Consider the following 21,388-nt stretch of genomic DNA (forward strand, 5'->3'; position numbering starts at 1 on the left):
TGCTGGTGGGACTGGCCGTGCTGGGTGGGCTCTACGCCTACCTGATGCGCGACCGCACCCGCCGCTGACACCCGGCCGGCAGGGTGCTCAGCCGGCAGGGTGCTCAGCCGGCAGGGTGCTCAGCCGGCAGGGTGCTCAGCCGGCCGGGTGCCCAGGCGGTGCGGCGGTCAGCCGGCGGGGTGTTCGGTGGGGAGCAGGCGGGTGATGACGACCGACTCGCCGTCGAGTTCCACCCGTCCGGGCATGTAGGTGAAACCGGGGGTGGAGGCGGCCGGCGCGTCGAACGGGACGCCGTCGAGCGGCACCGCCTGACGTTCGCCGGCGAAGTTGACGACTATCGCGACATCCCCGCGGCGCACGACCAGCCAGCGAGCCTGCTCGTCGAAGGTGCAGGCGACCGACGACCAGGCCGGATCGGTGAGCGCGGGCAGCCGGCGACGCAGGCCGATCAGCCGGCGATGCCAGTCGAGCAGGCTGCCGTGGCCGGGGCGGGTCGGCTCGGACCAGTCCAGCCGTGACCGCTCGAAGGTGGCCGGGTCCTGCGGGTCGGGGACCTGTTCGGGGCCCCAGCCGTGGGCGGCGAACTCGGCGCGGCGGCCGTTGCGGACCGCGTCGCCCAGGTCCGGATCGGTGTGGTCGGTGAAGTACTGCCAGGGTGTGTGCGCACCCCACTCCTCACCCATGAACAGCATCGGGGTGAGCGCCGAGGTGAGCAGCAGCGCGGCTCCGATACGCAGCAGACCATCGCTGAGCTGCGTGGACGAGCGGTCGCCGAGCGCCCGGTTGCCGATCTGGTCGTGGTTCTGCAGGAACGTGACGAACCGGTAGGCCGGGGTGGTCGCCGGCATCGGCCGGCCATGGGAGCGGGCCCGAAACGTCGAGTAGCCGCCTTCATGCACGAAACCCCTGGTCAGGGCATGGGCGAGGGTGGCGAGTGAACCGAAGTCGATGTAGTAGCCCTGCCGCTCGCCGGACAGCGTCGCCCACAGCGCGTGGTGGGCGTCGTCGCACCACTGGCCGTCCAGCCCGTAACCGCCGGCTTCGGGGGCGACGACGAGACGCGGGTCGTTCAGGTCGGACTCGGCGACGGCGAACAGTGGACGGCGCTGCTGGGCGCCGAGCCGGTGCACCGACTCGGCGATCTCCTCGAGCAGGTGCAGCGCCCGACTGTCCTGGAAGGCGTGCACCGCGTCCAGCCGCAGGCCGTCGCAGTGGTACTCACGCAGCCAGGACAGGGCGCTGCCCAGGATGAACGCGCGTACCTCGTCGGAGCCGGGCGCGTCCAGGTTGACCGCCGGGCCCCACGGGGTGATGTAACGGTCGGTGAAGTACGGGCCGAACCGGCTGAGGTAGTTGCCGTCCGGCCCGAGATGGTTGTAGACCACATCCATGATCACGCCGATGCCGTGGGCATGCGCGGCGTCGACGAACCGTTTGAGCCCGTCCGGCCCGCCGTACGGCTCGTGCACGGCGAACAGGCCCACCCCGTCATAACCCCAGCCGTGCCGACCCGGGAAGGCGTTGACGGGCAGCAGTTCGACCGCGTCGATGCCGAGTTCGGCCAGGTGCGGCAGCTTCTCGATCGCCGCGTCGAAGGTGCCCTCGGGGGTGAACGTCCCGATGTGCAGTTCGTAGAGCACGCTGCCGGCCAGGGCGATGCCCCGCCAGCTCGCGTCCGTCCAGGTGAAGGTGGAGTGCTCGACGAGCCGGGAGCGCCCGTGCACGCCGTGGGGCTGCCAGGCCGAACGCGGATCGGGCAGTTCCTGGTCGTCGCCGTCGAGCACGTAGGCGTAGTCCGCGCCGTGCCTGGCCGACGGCACGTTGATCCACCACCAGCCCCCGCGCCCGGCGGACATCTCATGGGTGGCATCGCCGGTGGCCCCCGCCACGACGAGGCTGACCGTCTTGGCGTCCGGGGCCCACAGGCGGAAGGTGCTCATAGGCTCCTGTCTACCGTCCACCGAGGTCCGACATGCCGTGACAGTGACAATCGGCCCCAACCGAAGGTGCCCGTTCAGCGCGCTCGCCACCGTCGCGCCGAACTCGACGACATGGCTGACGAACTCCTCCGTCCAGGAGGCCCGTTGCGGGGGAGAGGTCGGTCGGGCGGCTGTGCCGGCTGCGATCACCCAACGTGAATATCTGCTACCTTCTGCTGTCGCTAGTGGTCCTGGGTGGCGCGTGGCTCCCTGAGCTTGTCCAAGATGGCACTATCGGGGCAGGCCGATGGGTACGGTCTGGGGCGTGGGGAGAGGTGACGGAGCTGCGTGCCGGGCTGCGAGGTGGGGTGTCACGTGAGCGCCGCACGATGTAGCGGGGCGGGTGGGCCGTGGGCGCGTGGCCGGGTGACACGCCCCCGCGTGTCGAGTCGGAGCCGACGCCGTACGCCGTGACCTGACCGTCCTTTCGACGGCAGGGTCGCGGGTGGCGTGGGTCCGCCCCGCCCGCGGCGTGTTCCCGCCGCACGGCCTGTGGGTCGGGTCGGGTCGAGCCCTGCGCCCTGTGTGCCGGGGCGCGGTCCATCCCGTCCGTCGGGCGGCCACCACCACCACCTGACCCCATCGCAGGACTGACCTCGCCCGCGGTACCTGGGCCCGCGGTACCCAGCGAGTGACAACTCAAGGAGAGAGACAACGATGACTCTGACGATTGGCGACACCGCGCCGGACTTCACGGCGCAGACGACCGAGGGCCCGATCAGCTTCCACGAGTGGATCGGCGACTCGTGGGCGGTGCTGTTCTCACACCCGAAGAACTTCACCCCGATCTGCACCACCGAACTCGGCTACGTGGCCAGCATCAAGGGTGAGTTCGACAAGCGCGACACGAAGATCATCGGCCTGTCCGTCGACCCGGTGGAAAAGCACGAGGGCTGGGCGAAGGACATCGAGGAGACCCAGGGCACCGCGCCGAACTACCCGCTGATCGGCGACTCCGACTTCGCGGTCTCCAAGGCGTACGGGATGCTCGGCGCCAACGTCAGCGGTGACCCGGCCGACCGCACGGCCGCGGACAACCAGACCGTCCGCAACGTGTTCGTCATCGGCCCGGACAAGAAGATCAAGCTGATCCTGGTCTACCCGATGACCACCGGCCGCAACTTCGACGAGGTCCTGCGGGTCATCGACTCGCTGCAGCTGACCGCCAAGCACAAGGTCGCCACCCCGGTGAACTGGAAGCAGGGCGAGGACGTCGTCATCGCCGGCTCGGTCAACAACGACCAGGCCAAGGAGATCTTCGGCAGCTGGAACGAGCCGAAGCCCTACCTGCGGATCGTCCCGCAGCCCAAGTAGTCCGCTCGCCGGCCGATCGGTTCGGCCGGTGGCGCCGGTGCGGTGCCGCCGGCACCATCAGCGGTACCGCACCAGCGATACGACCGGCCCTCGGCCGAGGTGGAGACACTTCGGCCCGAGGGCCGGCGGCGTTTCCGTGCCGGACGCAGGCGCTGGTAGGCCGGCAGCCGGCCCGCCGCCGTGGCCCTCAGGAGCGGACGAGCAGGCTGACCGGGAAGTCGCGCAGCAGGCGCAGGACGTAGGCCGTCCCGCCGTCGTGGCGGCGCCCGGTCAGCACGTCGGTCCAGCGGCCCTCCGGCAGCGGCAGGGTGGTGTCCCGCCAGCCACCGCCGCGGCGCAGACCCAGCACCAGACGCGGGACCACGGTCACCATCGCCTCGGAGCGGGCGAACGCCACGACGTTCTCCGCCGCCGAGCCGGATGCCCACAGCGGGCGGTAGGTGGCGTGGGCACCGAACCAGTCCGGGTTGTCCCGGCGCACCCGCAGGGCGCGGGCGACCACCAGCAGTTTCGCGGCGCCCGCGTCGTCGAGCAGCGGGGGACGTCGCGGCGGGGAGTCGTCGGCGGGGATGTCGGCGCCGAGTTCGGCGAGCAGCTTCGTGCGGTCGCCGAAGTTCACCGGACGACGGTTGTCCGGGTCCACCAGGGACAGATCCCACAGCTCCTGGCCCTGATAGACATCGGGCACCCCGGGCATGGTGAGCTGCAGCAGCTTCTGGGCCAGCGAGTTGTGCCGGCCCAGTTCCACCAGAGCGCCGACGTAGCCGGTCAGCACCGCGAGGAACTCCTCGTCCTCGAGCACCGACTCGACGTAGTTCACCAGGGCCGCCTCATAGGCGGGGTCCTGGTCGGTCCAGCTCGTGTACAGCTTGGCCTCGCGGGCGACCTTGAGCATGTACTGGGTGGCCCGCTCGGCGGGCAGCGGCCAGGCCCCGACGAGGGTCTGCAACAGGAAGTAGATCGTCGGGCGGTCGGGCCAGCCCTGTTCGGTGTCACGGTGGCGTTCGCCGAGGCGGACCAGCCGTCCGGCGGCCTCCGCCCAGCCACGCGGGTCCTCGGAGAGCACCGCGAGGCGGGCGCGGACGTCCTCGGAGCGTTTGGTGTCATGGGTGGACAGGGTCGTCATCGTCAGCGGCCAGTCCCGCTGGGTGGCCACCGCCGCCTCGTGGAACTCGTTGACGGCGCTACGCGGATGGCCGGTGGTGAACGCGGGGAAGCGGGACGGGTCGCCGCCGACCTCGTTGAGCGCGATCATCCGGGCGTAGCGGTAGAACGTGGTGTCCTCGATGCCCTTGGCCATCACCGGGCCGCAGGTCTGCTGGAAGCGGGTGACGAACTCCGGCGGGCCGCCCAGGGCGAGGTCCTCGATCAGGTCGACCTCGGTGGCCCGGCCCGGCAGGTACGACCGGGCCTGCTCACAGGCCCGCACGATGTGGCCGCGGGCCTCCAGGCTCGGGGTGCCGTCCGGGCGGATGTAGGCACGGTAGACGTCGAAGGCGGCCAGTACCTCGCACAGCGCCTCGCGCAGCCCGCTGCGGGTCAGGTCGGCGCGGGCTCGGCGCGATTCGACCAGGGCCAGGGCGGTGAGCCGGTCGACCTCGGGTTGCAGGACCCCGGCGAGCACGTCCAGCTTCGCGGCTCGCGCCTCGGTCTCGTAGGTCGGATCGGCCCGGGTGATCTCCTCGTAGAGCACCGACAGCGGATGACCGGCGAGCGGGTCGAGGAACAACCGGGTGATCCGGCCGATGCCGTCGTAGCCGGTGGTGCCGTCGCACGCCCAGGTCCGGGGCAGCGTCTCATCGTCCTCGAGGATCTTCTCGACGACCGTCCACACCCCGCCGGCGGCGTCGGAGAGCCGGCGCAGGTAGCCCTCCGGGTCGGCGAGGCCGTCCGGATGGTCGATGCGCAGACCCTCGAACGTGCCGGCGCGGACCTGCTCGATGAGCAGGCGGTGGGTCGCCGCGAACACGTCCGGTTCCTCCTGGCGCAGGCCCGCCAGGGTGGTGATGTCGAAGAAGCGCCGGTAGTTCAGTTCGGTGGCCCCGACCCGCCACCAGCACAGCCGGTAGTACTGGGCGTCCAGGGTGCCGGCGATGTCGTGGGGGTCGGCGGTGCCCGGCGCCGTCGGCAGCACGTGGTCGTAGTAGGCGACCACCCAGGCGCCGTCCTCGTCCTGGCGCACGCTGATCTCACCGGCGGCCAGGCAGTCGGCCAGGCCCGCGCCGAGGATCGGCACGACGACCCGGCCCGGGTTGTCCGGGCTGGCCCAGTCGATGTCGAACCAGCTCGCGTACGGCGAGTCCGGCCCCTCGCGCAGCACCGACCACCAGGCCGCGTTCGCGGCCTGCGGGGCGACGGCCATGTGGTTGGGCACGACGTCGACGACCAGGCCGAGACCCGCGCGTCGGCAGGCGGCGACCAGACGGCGCAGCCCCCCGCTACCCCCGAGTTCCGGGTTGATCTGGCCGTGCTCGACGACGTCGTAGCCGTGGGTGGAACCGGGCGCGGCCTCCAGCACCGGCGACAGGTACAGGTGCGACACCCCGAGGGAGGCCAGGTAGGGGACGATGACGGTCGCGTCGGTCAGCGAGAAGTCGAGGTTGAGCTGCAGCCGGTAGGTCGCGGTCGGAACCGCCCGCTCGTCACCGGAGCCGGCCCGTCCCCCGATCATGGCACCCGGCCCGCCGGAGCCCATGGTCGCGTCAGGGGACACGGCGCAGCACGACCGTCGAGCGAGCGTCGATCTCGAGCGGATCACCGGCCTTGACCAGACGACCGCTGTCGCTGGGGTCGAAGGCGGTCGTGGCCAGGGGAATCGCCTCCAGATCGGCGTCGACGAGGGTGACGGAAAGTCGCGTGTCCACCACTGTCTCCCAGGAGCCACCGAAGTTCGTGGCCGGCACGCGGAAGCCGACCGGTTCGAAGTGGGCGTTGAAGAACAGCAGGAAGGACGAGTCCTTGATCGGCTGGCCGAGCGCGTCCGGGTCCCGGATGGCGTCGCCGTTGAGGTAGACGCCGAGGGTGCGGGCGGTGCCGGACTCCCAGTCGGCGCTGGTCATCTCGGTGCCGTCCGGGCGCAGCCAGACGATGTCCTTGCTGGCGGGGTCCAGGTCGGTGTCCGTCGCCGGGTCACCGGTGGCCGGGCCGCCACCGGCCGGGCCACTCTGGCCGCTCAGCACGTTGCCCTTGAAGTACTTGCGGCGGCGGAAGATCGCATGGTCGCGGCGCAGTTTCGACACCTGGCTGACGAACTCGACCAGGTCGGCGTTGCGCTCGGCGTCGGACCAGTCCAGCCAGGAGATCGGGCTGTCCTGGCAGTAGGCGTTGTTGTTACCGCGTTGGGTGCGACCCATCTCGTCTCCGGCGACCAGCATGGGCACCCCCTGGGACAGCAGCAGCGTCGTCAGCAGGTTACGGGTCTGCGCGCCGCGAAGCGCGGTCACCACGGGATCGTCGGTGGGTCCTTCCACGCCGCAGTTCCACGAACGGTTGTCGTCGGAGCCGTCCCGGTTGTCCTCGCCGTTGGCCTCGTTGTGCTTGTCGTTGTACGAGACGAGGTCGCGCAGGGTGAAACCGTCATGGGCGGTGATGAAGTTGATCGACGCCCAGGGGCGACGCCCGGAGTTCTCGTACAGGTCGCTGGAGCCGGTCAGCCGGGAGGCGAACTCGGCGATCCCGTGGTCCTGCCCCCGCCAGAAGTCACGGACGGTGTCGCGGTACTTGCCGTTCCACTCCGTCCACAGGGGCGGGAAGTTGCCGACCTGGTAGCCGCCCTCGCCGAGGTCCCACGGCTCGGCGATCAGCTTGACCTGGGAGACCACCGGATCCTGCTGGACGAGGTCGAAGAACGACGACAGCCGGTCGACGTCGTAGAACTCGCGGGCCAGGGTCGCGGCGAGGTCGAAGCGGAACCCGTCGACGTGCATCTCGGTCACCCAGTAGCGCAGCGAGTCCATGATGAGCTGCAGGACGTGGGGGTGGCGCACCCGCATGCTGTTGCCGGTGCCCGTGTAGTCCATGTAGTAGCGCGGGTCCTCGTCGACCAGCCGGTAGTAGGCGGCGTTGTCGATGCCGCGGAAACACAGCATCGGGCCCATGTGGTTGCCCTCGGCCGTGTGGTTGTAGACGACGTCGAGGATCACCTCGATCCCGGCCTCGTGCAGGTTGCGGACCATCCCCTTGAACTCCTGCACCTGCCGGCCCTGCCCGCCGGAGGCGGAGTAGCCGTTGTGCGGTGCGAGGAAGGCCACCGAGTTGTAGCCCCAGTAGTTGCGCAGGTTGCGGCTGACCAGATGCTCGTCATGGACGAACTGGTGCACCGGAAGCAGCTCGATCGCGGTGATGCCGATCCTGCGGTAGTGCTCGATCATGATGGGGTGGGCGATGCCCGCGTACGTTCCGCGGTACTCGTCCGGCAGGTCCGGGTGGTTCTTGGTCAGCCCGCGGACGTGGGCCTCGTAGATCAGCGACTCGTTGTAGGGCGTGCGCGGTGGCCGATCGCCGTTCCAGTCGAAGAACGGGCTGATCACCACCGACTTCATCATGTGCGGGCCGGAGTCGGCGTCGTTGACGCTGTCCGGGTCGCCGAAGGTGTACGGGAAGACCGCCTGGTCCCAGGCGATCTCGCCGTCGACGGCCTTGGCGTACGGGTCGAGCAGGAGCTTCGCCGGGTTGCAGCGGTTGCCGGCGGCCGGATCGTAGGGCCCGTCGATGCGGTAGCCGTAGCGCTGACCGGGACCGACCGAGGGCAGGTAGGCGTGCCAGACGAAGGCGTCGACCTCTTTGAGTTCGACCTTCTCCTCATGCCCGGCATCGTCGAACAGGCAGAGCATGACCTGTTGCGCGACCTCCGAGAAGATCGCGAAGTTGGTCCCCGTACCGTCATACGTGGCGCCAAGGGGATATGGGTGACCCGGCCAAACCTGCGACATAGGCCCGAAGCCTACGGCCACCGAGCCTGCCCTGATTCGTCGGCGCGGGAACCGACTCGTCACACGTGCGGCGATCCGGGCGATCGCGCGCACCGTCAGCCCCGGCCATTGACGTTTCATTGATCGGTTCCGACCTGGTCAGGCCTAGCATGACCACATGGCCGACTGGGCGATCTGGGTCGTCGTCGCTGGCGCTCTGTTCGTCGGCGAGCTGATGACGCTGGACCTGATTCTCGTGATGCTGGGCCTCGGCGCGCTGGTGGGGGCGGTGCTCGCCCTGCTCGGCGTGGACGTGGTCTGGCAGATCGTCGCCGCCACCGTGGCGGCCGGCGGGTTCGGGCTGGGCCTGCGCCCGGTGGCCCGCCGGCATCTGCAACGCGGCCCGCAGCTGGTGACCGGGGTGGCGGCGCTGGTCGGCGAGCAGGCACTGGTCGTCGAGCGGGTGGACGGGCTCGGCGGGCGGGTGAAGGTCCGCGGCGAGATCTGGTCGGCACGGTCCTACCCCAGTTCGCTCGTGCTGGACGCGGGCGAGCAGGCACGAGTGCTGCGCATCGACGGGGCCACCGCGATCGTGCACAGGTTCGAGCTCTGAGCACCGAGCCGAGCGGACGGGTCCGGGCGGCTGACGCCCGAGGCAGGGAGGGAACAGCTCATGGCAGGTGTCATCGTGGCCGCGGTGATCGCGGCGGTCCTGTTGGTCGTCCTCGTGCGGGCCGTGCGGATCGTGCCGCAGGCCCGGGCGATGGTCGTCGAACGGCTCGGTCGCTATCACCGCACACTCACCCCGGGGCTGGCGATCGTGGTCCCGTTCGTCGACCGCATCCGCGATCGCATCGATCTGCGTGAACAGGTCGTCAGCTTTCCACCGCAACCGGTGATCACCGAGGACAACCTCGTCGTCGGCATCGACACCGTCATCTACTTCCAGGTCACCGATCCGCGGGCGGCCACCTACGAGATCGCCAACGTCATCCGGGCGATCGAGCAGCTCACGGTGACCACCCTGCGCAACGTCATCGGTGGGCTGAACCTCGAGGCCACCCTCACCTCGCGCGACCAGATCAACGGCCAGCTCCGGGGCGTGCTCGACGAGGCCACCGGCAGGTGGGGCATCCGGGTCAACCGGGTCGAGCTCAAGGCGATCGACCCGCCCCGCTCCATCCAGGACTCGATGGAGAAGCAGATGCGGGCCGAGCGGGACCGGCGGGCCGCCATCCTGACCGCGGAGGGTGTGAAGCAGAGCGAGATCCTGCGGGCCGAGGGTGCGAAGCAGGCCGCGATCCTGCGGGCCGAGGGTGAGCGGGAGGCGCAGATCCTCACCGCGCAGGGCGAGGCGCAGGCGATCGGCACCGTCTTTCGTGCCATCCACGAGGGCAACCCCGACCAGAAGCTGCTCGCCTACCAGTACCTGCAGACCCTGCCCCAGATCGCCCAGGGCCAGGCGAGCAAGCTGTGGATCGTGCCGAGCGAGCTGACCGGGGCGCTGGGCAGCCTCGGTGGTCTGCTCGCCGGACCGGGCCAGGGGGACCACCCCCCGGGCGAACCATCACCGGGCCGGGCGACATAGCCGGTGTGAGCACCGAGATACGACCAATTAGTCATACCTTTGGGTGGGGGTGGGGCTAGTCCCCACCGCTCGACCATGGGACGATTCCGTCAGCCGGTTGGGGCGGGTCGATGAGACGCAGGGGAAGGCGTTCCTCGTCGACGGAGGTTCCTGCGTGGTCGCAATATCCCCGACAGCTCGTGAGCTGTCGTCAACCCCGTCATCGTTCGCGGTGCCGGGCAAACTGGCGGTCCTCGCCTGTCCGCCAGCGCTGTGTCCACATCTCGAGTTCGGCGTGTCCACAGTGCTGTCCGCGGCCGTGTCGTTGACCTGGACGGCCCAGCCCGGTTCACCGGGGTTCCTGTTCGCCGGGCTGGAGTGGCGGGGCTCCCCGGGCACCGCCGGCCGGGTCGCCGCGAACCTGCGCCGGCTCGGGCACGTCACGTTCGAGACCGTGGAGGGCCCCTCCTCGGGCTGCGACGCCGAGCGCTACTCCTACACCCCGGAACTGGGCCTGCACCGGGCCGCCATCGCGGCCAACGGTGACGTCGTGGTCGGTGAGGCAGCCCTGCGGGCGCTGCTCGAACGCGGCGAAGCCCGGGAGACCCTGGCCCGCGGACTGCACCGTCTGCTCGGTACCGCATGGGACGACGTGCTCGAACCACTGCGCCGCGGGGCACACGGAGCGCCCATCACCTGGCTGCGGCGCACCGGCTGACACTGTCTGCGGGGAGTGGCCACACCCCCGCTGACCTGCGCTCCGTCAGGATGGCGGCGCCTGCGGGCGAGGTTCGTCGCGCAGCGACGCGGGCCGCGTTCCGGCGTGTGGCCAAGGCCACATACGGGTAGCGCGGGTCTGACGGGCACATACCCCGGCGGTTATGCGTTGAGGCTTGCGCACGACCACGAACAACCATTTTGGGAGTTACCTCAGTGGCCACCGATTACGACACCCCGCGTACGACCGACATAGAGGACGCATCGGAGCAGAGTTTGGAGGCACTCAAGGCCCGTCGTGCCGACGCGGCCGCGGATCTGGGCGATGAAGCCGACCCGTTCGAGGCGGAACTCGGACTGCCCGGCGCCGACCTGGCAGGCGAAGAGCTGAACCTGCGCGTCCTGCCCCGGCAGGCCGACGAGTTCACCTGCACACAGTGCTACCTCGTGCACCACCGCAGTCAGCTGTTCGACGAGCGTCGGATGGTCTGCCGGGACTGCGCGGCCTGACCCTCGACCAGGTGCACGGCGGTCAGCCGACCGTTGCCGGCGTGGCCCGCAGTCCGCACGGCCTGTCCACCGTGTGGCCTGCCGACCACCCGGGCGCGGGTGCGCTCACCCGCCGACCAGGACGCCAGCCTCGCGCATGGCGTCCACGGCCCGGTCATCGTCGCCGGGGTGCAGGTTCACGAACCGGGTGAGCGCCAGGGGCAGCACCACCGTCAGACCCTGAGCCCGGGCATCCAGTGCGCTGGCCCGCACACAGTGATCGCCAGCCAGGCCGACCACGACGAGAGTGGTGATCCCCAGCTGCCCAAGCCGCTCGCCCAGCAACGTCGCCCGGCGGACCCCCGAGCGTGGATCCCGCACCGAGAACGCCGAGTACCCGTCGGCCCCATCGACACCCTTGCGGATCACCTCGCCGTCGACGACCAGATCCGGGTGGAAGGCTGCGCCACGGCTGCCCGCGACGCAGTGCGGCGGCCAGACGCCGCCGCCGGTGACGAAGTGCGGTGTCTCGGCGGGATGCCAGTCCTGGCTGTAGAAGACCGGCGAGCCAGCGGCTCGGGCGGCTGCCACCTGCGCGTTTATCCCCGCGATGACCTGTTCGCCGTCGGCGACGTACAGACTGCCCGCGGGATCGGCGAAGTCGTTCTGCACGTCCACCACCAGCAGCCCGACCCCCGGTCCGTAGCCCACGCCCGGCATCAGGCCCACCTCTCCTTCGCTCGGGTCGGCGTGTGCCGACCCGTCGCACTGACCGACCGATCGTTCACCCCCGATCGGCAGTGTCCCGCCGGGAGCCGGAGCCGTCGAGGGGAAAGTGGGCCTGTCGTGTGGAATGTCGCCTCGGGTTGATATGTCCCCGCGTGTCGTATCCCGACACGCCAGGGCGGATATCCCTGATCATGGCCGGCTCGCGGCTTAGGTTCGGCCCCATGCGCAGCCGTGACTACGGTCGGGACGTCCTGGCGCCCGCCGCCCGCCCCCGTCCGCCCGTCGTCCCCGAGGTCGAGCTGGAGCGGGACCTGGTCGTCGAGGAGCTCGCGACCGGGTTCTGCGGCGCCGTGGTCGGGAGTGAGGCCGGCGGGGTGACACTGGAGGACCGTCATGGCGCGCGCCGGGTGTTCCCACTCGAGCCGGGCGGGTTTCTGCTCGAGGGGCGCCGGGTCACGCTGGTGCGCCCACGCCGGTCGGGCCCGGCCGCACCCATGCGGACGGCGTCCGGCTCCGTGGCGGTCGCCGGGCAACGGGCTCGCGTCGCCCGGGCCAGCCGCATCTACGTGGAAGGACTGCACGACGCGGCGTTGGTCGAACGGGTCTGGGGTGACGACCTGCGGATCGAGGGCGTCGTGGTGGAAAGCCTCGACGGCGTCGACGACCTGCCCGGGGTGGTCGACACCTTCCGCCCCGGGCCTGGCCGGCGGCTGGGGGTGCTGGTCGACCATCTGGTCGCCGGCAGCAAGGAGAGCCGGATCGCCGCGGCGGTGGCCGGCGAGCACGTCCTGGTCACCGGGCATCCCTACATCGACATCTGGCAGGCGGTGAAGCCGGCGTCGGTGGGTATCCCCGCCTGGCCCACCGTGCCGCGGGGGCAGCCCTGGAAGGAGGGGGTGTGCCAGGCGCTGGGAGTCGGTGATCCCACCGACATGTGGCGGCGGGTGCTGGCCAGTGTGGACAGCTACGCCGACCTCGAGGTCGGCCTGCTCGGCGCGGTGGAACACCTGATCGACTTCGTCACCGCCTGACATGGCACGGATGCGGACGGAATCCGGGCGGGGGAGTGCCGGGGGTGTGCCGCGGCGATGGTGGGCCGCAGCGTCGCATACGGTGAACTGGGCGGCCTGACACCCCCGCGGTGCGCGGCTGGGCACTGGTCGCCGTTCTTCGATGTCGATCAGGAGGCCGATGTCGGTCCGGGAACCGAGCATGATCGGGGCATCGTCGGCGTTGATCGGGGACCGGTGGTCGAACCACGGGTCGGGACGCTGGCCGCCGGTGGTGGTCTGGGCGTCCGGCGCGGTCCTTGTGATCATCTTCGCGTTGGGTGCCGGGTTCGGACTGCGCACCCTGCTCGGCGACGGGGACGCGCCGGGCGGTGCCGGGCCGGGTGGCGGTGCGGACGTGTCGTCGGCGACCTCCCTCGCCGGCCAGGTGATCGTGCTGGACGCGGGGCACAACGGCGGTAACGGCGCGGCGCCCGCGGCCATCGGCCGGCAGGTCCCGGCCGGCGGCATCAGCAAGGAATGCGACACCGTCGGCGCGCAGACCGATGCCGGCTATCCCGAACACGCCTTCACCTTCGACCTCGCCGAGCGGACGGCGCGGCTCCTACGGGCCCGCGGTGCCACGGTCCGCCTGACCCGGACGACGGACACGGGGGTCGGCCCCTGCATCGACGAGCGGGCACGGATCGGCAACGATCTCGGGGCGGACGCGGTGGTGTCCATCCACGCCGACGGCGGGCCGGCCCGCGGACGGGGGTTTCACGTGATCGCGCCGGCACTGAGCCCCGACCGGGCGAACGCGGCGATCCTCGCCCCGTCCACCAGGCTGGCGACCATCCTGCGCACCATGTTCGGCCGGGCCACCGGTGAGCCACTGGCGGACTACCTGGGCCAGCAGGGGATGACCATCCGCTCCGACCTCGGCGGGCTGAACCTCTCCCGGGTGCCGAAGGTCTTCCTCGAATGCGGCAACATGCGCAATCCGACCGACGCCGCCGAACTGGTCGACCCGGCGTGGCGCGCCCGGGCCGCGACCGGCCTCGCCGACGGCATCTCGTCGTTCCTGCGCACACCGTCGGCATCACCGACACCGCGTCGCCAGGCCGGCCCCTGACCGCGGCTGCCCCTGGATCCGCGTCCGCGAGAAACCGTCTGCTGTGGCCGCCCAACGCCCACCGGGCCGCGGCCCCGTGGGCGTCCCGTCAGAGGCCGCATCAGGCCTGGAAACAGAGACGGCCACTCCGCGTGGAGTGGCCGTTCGTGCAAGAGGGATCTGGGATCCCGGGGTGGGCGATACTGGGATTGAACCAGTGACCTCTACCGTGTCAAGGTAGCGCTCTCCCACTGAGCTAATCGCCCGCGATGGACCAGAGGCGGAGGCGGGAATCGAACCCGCGTACAGGGCTTTGCAGGCCCTTGCCTAAGCCACTCGGCCACTCCGCCGCGGTGGATGCGGCTGCAACGGACCTCAAGCCTCTACTTCCGAGCGGACGACGGGATTCGAACCCGCGACCCTCACCTTGGCAAGGTGATGCTCTACCAACTGAGCCACGTCCGCATCGCACCTGCCCTGTTCGGCGGTGCAGGTAGAACTCTAGCGGACGAAGGGGCCTCGCGTCGAATGGCCCGCCGGGCGTCGCGGAGATGTTGAGCTGGGTCAAGGCGTCCCACGTGAACATCCGGTTTCGCCCACGGCTCGGACACCAGGTCGGGTGTCCCGGGTGGCGACGGGGTCGGGGCGGCCCGGACGGCGTCCGCGGGGCCTGGTCGGCGGGGGCCCGCGGACGCCGAGGTACCCGGACGGGCCGGTCGGAGGCGGACCGCGAGCAGGGATGCGTGCTGCGGCGTCACCTGGCGGTGACGGTTAGGGTGAGCGGCGTGAGCCGGGCGAACACGGGCGTTCCGGGGCGCAGGTCCCACACGGTGGCAGCGGCGCGGGTCAGACCACGCCCACCCGGATCGTTCCTGCTCGCCGGCGGGCGGCTCGCCACCGGCGTACTCGAGGTCACCGACGACCCGGCGGTACTGGATCGTGGGGGCTTCTGGGCCGTCGCGATGGACTTCGAGGGCGCGTTGCGCTGCGTCCGCTTCGCGGACGTCCGGCCGGCGCCGCCCGGGGGGGTCGCGGCGTTGGCCCAGCAGCCGTGGCGGGGCCCGTCGGCGCACAGCTGGACGAGCAGCCTCGAGGAGGCGGCGTACGTCGCCGGGGCGCGGGTCATCCGGGAGCACATCGCCGCGGGGGAGGTCTACGAGGTCAACCTGTGCCGGGTGCTGTCCGCGCCCCTGCCCGCGGCGGGCGAGGCACCGGGCCGGGCCGACGGCGGTGGCCCGGCGGCCCTGGCCGCCGTGTTGGCCGCGGGCAATCCGGCGCCGTACGCGGTCGTGCTGGACGTGCCGGAGGCGGACCTGCGGATCGCGGGCGCGTCCCCGGAGCTGTTCCTCGAGCGCGACGGTGACCGCGTCCGCTCCGGGCCGATCAAGGGGACCGGGCGGACCGAGCGCGAACTGGGCCCGAAGGACGTCGCGGAGAATGTCATGATCGTGGATCTGGTGCGCAACGATCTCGGTCAGGTCGCACGGGTCGGGAGTGTGACGGTGCCGGCGCTGTGCGCACTGGAGCGCCATCCCGGGCTCGTGCACCTGGTCTCGACCGTCCGGGCCGAGTTGCGTCCCGGGATCGGCTGGGCGCAGCTGCTGGCCGCGACCAGTCCGGCCGGCTCGGTCTCGGGTGCGCCGAAGGCCAGCGCGCTGCGCATCATCGGCGAGCTCGAGCCGGTCCCGCGCGGCCCGTACTGCGGCGGCATCGGCTGGGTCGACGCGGACCGTGGCACGGGATGGCTCAGCGTCGGCATCCGCACGTTCTGGTTCGCGGGCGGACACCTGCGTTTCGGGACGGGTGCGGCCATCACCTGGGGCAGCGACCCACAGGACGAATGGCAGGAGACGGAACTGAAGGCGCGGCGTCTGGTGAGCCTCGCCAGCACATGATCGCCGATTCGCCCATGCGCTACTGGCACACCTGTGCGCATGCGCCAGCCGCACAGACGACGACCCGCCTGACCGAAGGGACCTCGGCCAGGCGGGTGGGTGCTCGTCCGCGCAAGGAATGCCGCCGCTAACCCGATGACGGGGCCGGCGGCGTGGGGAGTGTCGCCTCCCCGGTCGAACGGTGCCCGCACCGGTTCACCGGGGTCGGGCCACTGTCCCGACCCCGGTGAGAATCACCGCTCGGGACCGCCCCAGATCAACAGGGCGAGTTCTGCGTCAAGATCGATGATATCGCTCTCGCCGCCCAGGGGGACCGCGGAGTAGGTACGCCGTAGGAAGGCGAGAACTTCCGACCTCGGCATCTCGAACAACGCGTGCCCTGACGGACTGGACAGTGACAGGCAGACGATCCGCCCACCGGACTGGGCGGCCGGCCACACCTGGACGTCTCCATCGCCGGCGGGCCGGCGGACGCCATCACTGAGGAGTTGGCGCGCGAAGGTCCACTCCACCACTTCGTCCGCCCCGGTACGGAATCCGATGCTGATCGCATAAGGATCGGCCGGCTCGTATCGGACGGTGGCTGCGACCGGAACGGGCGCGCCGCCTGGGACGACAAGGCGAAGGGCAAGTTCGGCGGTGATCGAATCGTGACGAATAGTCATCGGGCGGCCTCTCATGGTGCGGTGGTGCGGGCGAGCACCCGTGTAACGGGATAGTTCCCTGTCTGAGTCCCGTTGGTAACAAGATTATGCCAAGACAACATCCGTTACGGCGGTTTTGAGTGAGTTACCCGGCCCGGAAGAGTGAACCCTTCCCGGGTAGAGCCTAGATCGGTCAGTCAGCGGATGGTTAGCCACCCATCGACCAGATGCGTGACTACCGTCCGTGATGACCGAAGGTCCCCCGAGTGTCCGGGCCCGTCTGCCGTGGCCGTTGCACCTTGAGCCTTCCCCGTCCGGGTGGTTCTCAACCTCGGCCAGTCGCGACGAAGCTGACGCGAAGCTGACTCTGGCCGCCCACCGGACGTGGGGGTCGAGATCGGTGGGACGATCGACATCGGAGGGACGTCGGACATCGGTGTGACGTCGGACTTCGGTGCGGCGGTGGGTGTCTGTGCGGCGGTGGATGTCGTTGCGGCGCTGGACATCGTGGACGCGGTGGACCCCCTGACGGGCCGCTCTCGGAGCCGTGTAAGGTAGTCCCATCACCTGCAAGGGCGTATAGCTCAGGGGTAGAGCGCTGCCTTCACACGGCAGAGGTCCGTGGTTCGAAACCACGTACGCCCACCGGCTGGTCCACATGTCTCTCCTTTCGCGGAGCGCGTGTCGGCGGCCTGAGGCCATGGCCGCCTCGGTCGTCCAACCCTCGGATTCCACCTGTGACGCACCTCTGCTGAGGGTCGCGATGCTGGTCAGGCCGCTACGGGTACGGGTACGGCGCTGAGGTGCGGGCCGGGCCTGGTGTCCTGATGGGTCACCTTCTCTCACCGAGGGGTCGGAGTGGGCCCCGGCGGTGGGCCGCGGGGTCTGGGATTCATGGTTACGGGTCGCCGGTGCAGGTGACGGCGTTCCGGGTCGGATTCCCCTTTGGTGGCGGTGTGAGCGGTCCGGAGGTTTGCCGGCGGGGGTGGCGGCGTCGGGCTCCGCGGCGTGGTTCGTCACCCGTGAACCGGTCCGGGTAGAGGCCAGGTGCCTGCATATACAGCGCAATTCCGACACTTCGGTCGATCTGGCGGCACGTGGCGCCTGGGGCCCGATGTCCGGACGCACCCCACTTTGGTGCTACCTGCGTGGGGGTGCCCGGCTGCGGACCCCCGTCGAGGCGACTCGGGGGCTCAGCGCGGTCATCCGGCTCTCGCGCACGGACAGTGAGCGATATGGGAGCCGTCGATCGCTGCCCCCACCGCCGTGATCCGGTCTCGGTCGGGTGTGTGTCGGACGGCTTCGTGGCTGGGATCGGGTCGACCGGCGAATGGTGCTCCGCACCCTGAGCACCGACCGTGGAAAGGGCCGGGCGTCGCGCCAGGGCGAATCGGCGGCGAGAAGGCGCACCGGGCGGTCCGGCGTGGATCGGCATCGGCTGTCGTTCCACTCTCTCGGTGGTTGACGGGTAGGTGGGTGGAGCGTGGGAAAGCGCGGCGGGGCCAGCGGGCTCCCGTCGCGTATTTCCACTCGGCATGACGCCCGGTCTGTACGGATCGGTCCACGGCCAGCTAGGCTGGCCGCGCAGAGGCGTTACGGGCTCGGGTTACGTTGTCGTGGTGTACCGGTCGCGCTGTACCGGCGCTCCAGGTCTCTGGTGTGCGGGTGCTGTGTCGACGCGGTCCTCTGTCCGGATGTGCTGGGAGAATCCTTCTGGTCACGGTGCGCGGCAGAGTGGGCGGCGGTGGCTCGGGTGCCGTGGTTCGAAACCGATAGCGCCACTCGGGGGAGACTGGCGGCGACCCCCCCACGCCGTCAGTCTCCCTCCTCCTCTCTCGGTGCGCACCCGCACCGGCGTGCGCATTCCCCGGGTACGCACCAGCCGCTTCGGGCACGTCCTGATAAATTGGCGAGATGACGACCACCCTTCCCGGGGGATCTGCCCGAAGGTCGGCCGGCGGGCGCGCCCGTGTGGTCGCCGGGGCGCATCGCTCGCGTGAGTCGCCGCGAGCGTCGGGCCGGATGTCAGTGGTCGGGCTGACCTGCGGTCCGGGTTCGGTTCGGCTGGGTCGGGTCGGTCGGTGATCGTCGAACCGCCGGCCGATGGCATCGCGCTCGAGGCGCAGTCGGGTGTCGGCCTGCGCGATGCGTTCCAGCGGCTCTACACGCCGCATCGACTCGCCTACATCAAGGGCGAGGGGCGTGGCCGCGACGATGAGTGCCCTTTCTGCGCCATCGTCACGATGACCGACGAGGACGGTCTGGTCGTCGCCCGCGGAAAAACGGTCTATGCGGTGCTCAACCTCTATCCCTACAATGCCGGGCATCTGCTTGTCGTGCCCTATCGTCACGTCGCCGACTACCTCGACATGGTCACCGAGGAAGTCGTGGAGATGGCGTTTTTCACCCGCCGTGCCCTACGGGTCCTGCGCGAGACGAGCGGCGCCCACGGTTTCAACACCGGAATGAACCTCGGTCACATCGCCGGGGCGGGAATCGCGGCGCACGTCCACCAGCATGTCGTTCCGCGCTGGGGTGGCGACGCGAACTTCATGCCCGTCATCGGAGCGACCCGTGTGCTGCCCGCTCTGCTCGGTCAGACCCGGGACATGCTCGCCGAACAGTGGGCCCGGACGGACCCGGAGGACTGAAGGCTCGGCGTGGACGGACCGGGCTGAGCTGGCCCGGTCGGCCGGACCGGGTGGACCCGGCCGGACCGAGGTGGCTGGCCGGGTGTCGGGTGGCGCCGAGTACGGTCGAGTGCCGCCGGGTCAGTCGGTCAGGGTGTCGGCCAGGGGGCGGGGCATCGGTTCGTAGCCGTGCGGTTCCCGGTGGAACTGGCCGCTGCCATGGCTGATCGACCGGAGCTCCATGACATAACGCGACATTTCCCGTTCCGGAACCTCGGCGTGCACGACGGTACGGGCCGCGTCCAACGTCGGAGGTGTCGCCGGCTCCATGCCGGTCACCCGGCCACGTCGTGCGCAGAGATCCCCCAGGACCGCGCCCACGAACGCGTCCGGTACGCAGACGTCCACCGTCAGCATCGGCTCCAGGACAACGACGCCGCCGACGCGCAGCGCGTCGCGCAACGCGAGCCCGCCGGCGAGCTGGAAGGCCAGATCGGAGGAGTCCACGCTGTGCGCCCGGCCGTCCACCAGCCGCACCCGTAGGTCGTCCAGTGGATGACCGACGTGCACGCCGGTGGCCATCTGGGCGCGGATGCCCTTCTCCACCGACGGGATGAACGCCCGCAGGACGGCCCCACCCACGATCTCGTCGACGAACTCGAAGCCGGAGCCCGGCGGCAGCGGCTCCACCTCGATCTCGCAGACGGCGTACTGCCCATGTCCGCCGGACTGCTTGACCTGACGTCCCGTGCCGTGGGCCGGGGCGGCCAGGGTCTCGCACAACGCGACCATCGGCGGTTCGGATTCGACGACCGTGCCGTAACGGGTGGCGAGACGGTCAAGGGCCGCCTCGGCATGCGCCTCACCCATGCTCCAGAGCACGATCTGGGCGGTCTGGGCGTCCTGGACGACGCGCAGGGCCGGGTCCTCCAGGCACAGCCGGGTCAACGCGACCGACAGCCGGTCCTCGTCCGACCGGGCCCGGGCCCGGATCGCGAGCGGCAGCTGGGGCTCGGGCATCGTCCACACCGGAAGCAGGCAGGGATCGTCCGGGCTGGACAGGGTGTCACCGGTCGCGGCCGTGGCCAGTTTCGTCACGACGCAGATGCCACCGGCCGCGCAGTACGGCACGCTGTGCAGGGCCGGGCCGTACGGACGCGACAGCGCCCCGACCCGCTCGTCGCCCGCGTGCTCGCCCGGTCCGCTGACCCGGACCATGTCGTCGGGGTGCAGCGTTCCACTGAACACCCGCACCACCGACATCCGTCCGACATACGGGTCGGTGGTCGTGCGGATCACCTCGGCGACCAGCGGGCCGGAGTCGTCCGGGTGGAGGGTAGGGTGCGCCGAGCCGTCCGGTCGGCGCAGCGCGGCCAGCTCCGCGGTGGACGGGGCGGGGAAGCAGCGGGCGAACAGGTCGAGCAGTTCGTGGGAGCCGAAGCCGCCGGCCGCCGCGGCCGGCGCCGGGTGGGGGACGGGCAGCGGACCGGAGAGCAGGACGGGGAAGAAACCGGCCTGGGCGACGGCGGTGGCCAGATCCGCGGACAGCAGCTCGGGGTCCGGTTCGGCGCCGCCGAGATAGCCCTCGAGCAGGGTCTCGTCCTCGCTCTCGGCGATGATGGCCTCGATCAGCGCGGCCCGGGCGGCCCGGGCGGTGTCCCCGGACGGTTCGGGGGACAGTTCGCGACGCTCGCCCGACGGCGCGTACTCGACGATCCGGTCGTGCAGGAGGTCGGTCAGCCGCATGCCACCCTCGCCCGACCTGCGGGCCAGCATCGCCGGCAGGACGCCGGGGCCGAACACGCGTCGACAGTCGCGGATCGTGGCGTCCAGGTCGGCCCGACCATGGTCGAGATGGGTGAGGGCGATCGCCCGTGGCATGCCCACCGCGGCGCACTCGGACCACAGCAGGCTGGTCGCGGCATCCACCCCGTCGACGGCGCTGACGACGAACAGGGCGGCGTCGGCGGCCCGCAGCCCCGCGCGCAGGTCCCCCAGGAAGTCCGGATGGCCTGGGGTGTCCAGCAGGTTCACCGTGCACTCGTCATGCTCGAACGAGCACAGGGTGAGGCCGTCGGAGTGGGCCCGGCGATGGTCGACGTCGGCGTGGCCCAGATAGCTGGTGTGCGAGCCGTGCTGCCCGTTGTGTCGCTCAGGCGGCCCCGCGACGGCCAGCAGCCGGTCGACCAGCGTGGTCTTGCCGGCGCCGGTGTGCCCCACCAGTGCCACGTTGCGAACACCCCTCGAGCCCACCGTCATCGCGGCCTCCCTGATCCGGACGTCTCCCGCAGCCGGTACCGGCAGACTCCTCCTTTGTGACGCGCGGCACAACCCGGACGTCGGCGGGGGAGGGCACGGGGACGACGCGGTGAAGACGCGGTGAAGGCGTGGGGAGGACGTGGGGCCGGGGC

At 70.7% G+C, this 21,388-nt stretch carries 15 protein-coding genes and 4 tRNA genes; 10 read left to right on the plus strand and 9 right to left on the minus strand.

What is annotated here, in order from left to right; genetic code table 11:
- Positions 1-167: 167 nt before the first annotated feature.
- Complete coding sequence (gene treZ, locus MXD61_RS21105) at positions 168-1,940, minus strand: malto-oligosyltrehalose trehalohydrolase (protein ID WP_248815191.1); 1,773 nt, start codon at positions 1,938-1,940, stop codon at positions 168-170.
- A gap of 696 nt (positions 1,941-2,636) precedes the next feature.
- On the opposite strand from treZ, the gene MXD61_RS21110 reads away from it, so the two are divergent.
- Positions 2,637-3,293: a peroxiredoxin gene (locus tag MXD61_RS21110; protein ID WP_248815192.1), complete on the plus strand. Its 657-nt coding sequence runs from the start codon at positions 2,637-2,639 to the stop codon at positions 3,291-3,293.
- Positions 3,294-3,480: 187 nt separating this feature from the next.
- Here MXD61_RS21110 and treY read toward each other — a convergent pair whose 3' ends face one another.
- A complete protein-coding gene (gene treY, locus MXD61_RS21115; RefSeq protein ID WP_175087850.1) occupies positions 3,481-5,964 on the minus strand; it encodes a malto-oligosyltrehalose synthase in 2,484 nt (827 codons plus the stop codon).
- A 31-nt stretch (positions 5,965-5,995) separates the two neighbouring features.
- Positions 5,996-8,224 (minus strand): glycogen debranching protein GlgX, encoded by a 2,229-nt coding sequence (glgX, locus tag MXD61_RS21120; RefSeq protein WP_248815193.1) that lies wholly within the window; start codon positions 8,222-8,224, stop codon positions 5,996-5,998.
- 157 nt (positions 8,225-8,381) lie between these two features.
- On the opposite strand from glgX, the gene MXD61_RS21125 reads away from it, so the two are divergent.
- The 4 genes from MXD61_RS21125 (at position 8,382) to MXD61_RS21140 (ending at position 10,997) form a co-directional block, all read left to right on the plus strand.
- Complete coding sequence (locus MXD61_RS21125; protein ID WP_248815194.1) at positions 8,382-8,816, plus strand: NfeD family protein; 435 nt, start codon at positions 8,382-8,384, stop codon at positions 8,814-8,816.
- 60 nt (positions 8,817-8,876) lie between these two features.
- Positions 8,877-9,791 (plus strand): SPFH domain-containing protein, encoded by a 915-nt coding sequence (locus tag MXD61_RS21130; protein ID WP_163549756.1) that lies wholly within the window; start codon positions 8,877-8,879, stop codon positions 9,789-9,791.
- Positions 9,792-9,945: 154 nt separating this feature from the next.
- A complete protein-coding gene (locus tag MXD61_RS21135) occupies positions 9,946-10,488 on the plus strand; it encodes a DUF3145 domain-containing protein (RefSeq protein WP_163549755.1) in 543 nt (180 codons plus the stop codon).
- 215 nt (positions 10,489-10,703) lie between these two features.
- Entirely contained in the window at positions 10,704-10,997 is a 294-nt protein-coding gene (locus MXD61_RS21140; RefSeq protein WP_163549754.1) for a DUF4193 domain-containing protein, read from the plus strand.
- Between the two features lie 105 nt (positions 10,998-11,102).
- Here the strand turns inward: MXD61_RS21140 and MXD61_RS21145 are convergent, their stop codons facing one another.
- The gene (locus MXD61_RS21145) at positions 11,103-11,696 is read right to left on the minus strand and encodes an isochorismatase family protein (RefSeq protein ID WP_248815195.1); all 594 of its coding nucleotides are present in this window, start codon (positions 11,694-11,696) and stop codon (positions 11,103-11,105) included.
- A 230-nt stretch (positions 11,697-11,926) separates the two neighbouring features.
- Between MXD61_RS21145 and MXD61_RS21150 the strand changes: the two genes are divergently transcribed.
- Together MXD61_RS21150 and MXD61_RS21155 are read left to right on the plus strand one after the other, a co-directional pair.
- The gene (locus MXD61_RS21150) at positions 11,927-12,736 is read left to right on the plus strand and encodes a DUF3097 domain-containing protein (RefSeq protein WP_248815196.1); all 810 of its coding nucleotides are present in this window, start codon (positions 11,927-11,929) and stop codon (positions 12,734-12,736) included.
- Positions 12,737-12,896: 160 nt separating this feature from the next.
- Positions 12,897-13,829 carry an N-acetylmuramoyl-L-alanine amidase gene (locus MXD61_RS21155; protein ID WP_248815197.1) on the plus strand — a complete coding sequence of 311 codons (933 nt, stop codon included), beginning with the start codon at positions 12,897-12,899 and terminating at the stop codon, positions 13,827-13,829.
- 173 nt (positions 13,830-14,002) lie between these two features.
- On the opposite strand, the gene MXD61_RS21160 is transcribed toward MXD61_RS21155, so the two are convergent.
- From MXD61_RS21160 to MXD61_RS21170, 3 genes are all read right to left on the minus strand, one after another.
- Positions 14,003-14,074: transfer RNA gene (locus MXD61_RS21160), tRNA-Val, on the minus strand.
- 12 nt (positions 14,075-14,086) lie between these two features.
- A tRNA-Cys gene (locus tag MXD61_RS21165) sits at positions 14,087-14,158 on the minus strand.
- A 42-nt stretch (positions 14,159-14,200) separates the two neighbouring features.
- Positions 14,201-14,273 (minus strand) — tRNA-Gly (locus tag MXD61_RS21170).
- A gap of 320 nt (positions 14,274-14,593) precedes the next feature.
- Between MXD61_RS21170 and MXD61_RS21175 the strand changes: the two genes are divergently transcribed.
- Positions 14,594-15,703: a chorismate-binding protein gene (locus tag MXD61_RS21175; protein WP_374629327.1), complete on the plus strand. Its 1,110-nt coding sequence runs from the start codon at positions 14,594-14,596 to the stop codon at positions 15,701-15,703.
- A 233-nt stretch (positions 15,704-15,936) separates the two neighbouring features.
- On the opposite strand, the gene MXD61_RS21180 is transcribed toward MXD61_RS21175, so the two are convergent.
- Positions 15,937-16,368, minus strand: coding sequence for an SsgA family sporulation/cell division regulator (locus MXD61_RS21180; protein ID WP_009739629.1), 432 nt, complete (start codon positions 16,366-16,368; stop codon positions 15,937-15,939).
- Between the two features lie 552 nt (positions 16,369-16,920).
- Here MXD61_RS21180 and MXD61_RS21185 point away from each other — a divergent pair.
- Both MXD61_RS21185 and MXD61_RS21190 read left to right on the plus strand, forming a co-directional pair.
- A tRNA-Val gene (locus tag MXD61_RS21185) sits at positions 16,921-16,992 on the plus strand.
- A gap of 1,436 nt (positions 16,993-18,428) precedes the next feature.
- Positions 18,429-18,998, plus strand: a complete 570-nt coding sequence (locus MXD61_RS21190) for an HIT domain-containing protein (RefSeq protein WP_308222809.1) — start codon at positions 18,429-18,431, stop codon at positions 18,996-18,998.
- Between the two features lie 120 nt (positions 18,999-19,118).
- Here the strand turns inward: MXD61_RS21190 and MXD61_RS21195 are convergent, their stop codons facing one another.
- Positions 19,119-21,236 (minus strand): elongation factor G-like protein EF-G2, encoded by a 2,118-nt coding sequence (locus tag MXD61_RS21195; protein WP_248815198.1) that lies wholly within the window; start codon positions 21,234-21,236, stop codon positions 19,119-19,121.
- Positions 21,237-21,388: the final 152 nt, after the last annotated feature.

The sequence above is a fragment of the Frankia sp. AgPm24 genome (genome assembly GCF_023243055.1).
Classification (GTDB): domain Bacteria; phylum Actinomycetota; class Actinomycetes; order Frankiales; family Frankiaceae; genus Frankia; species Frankia umida.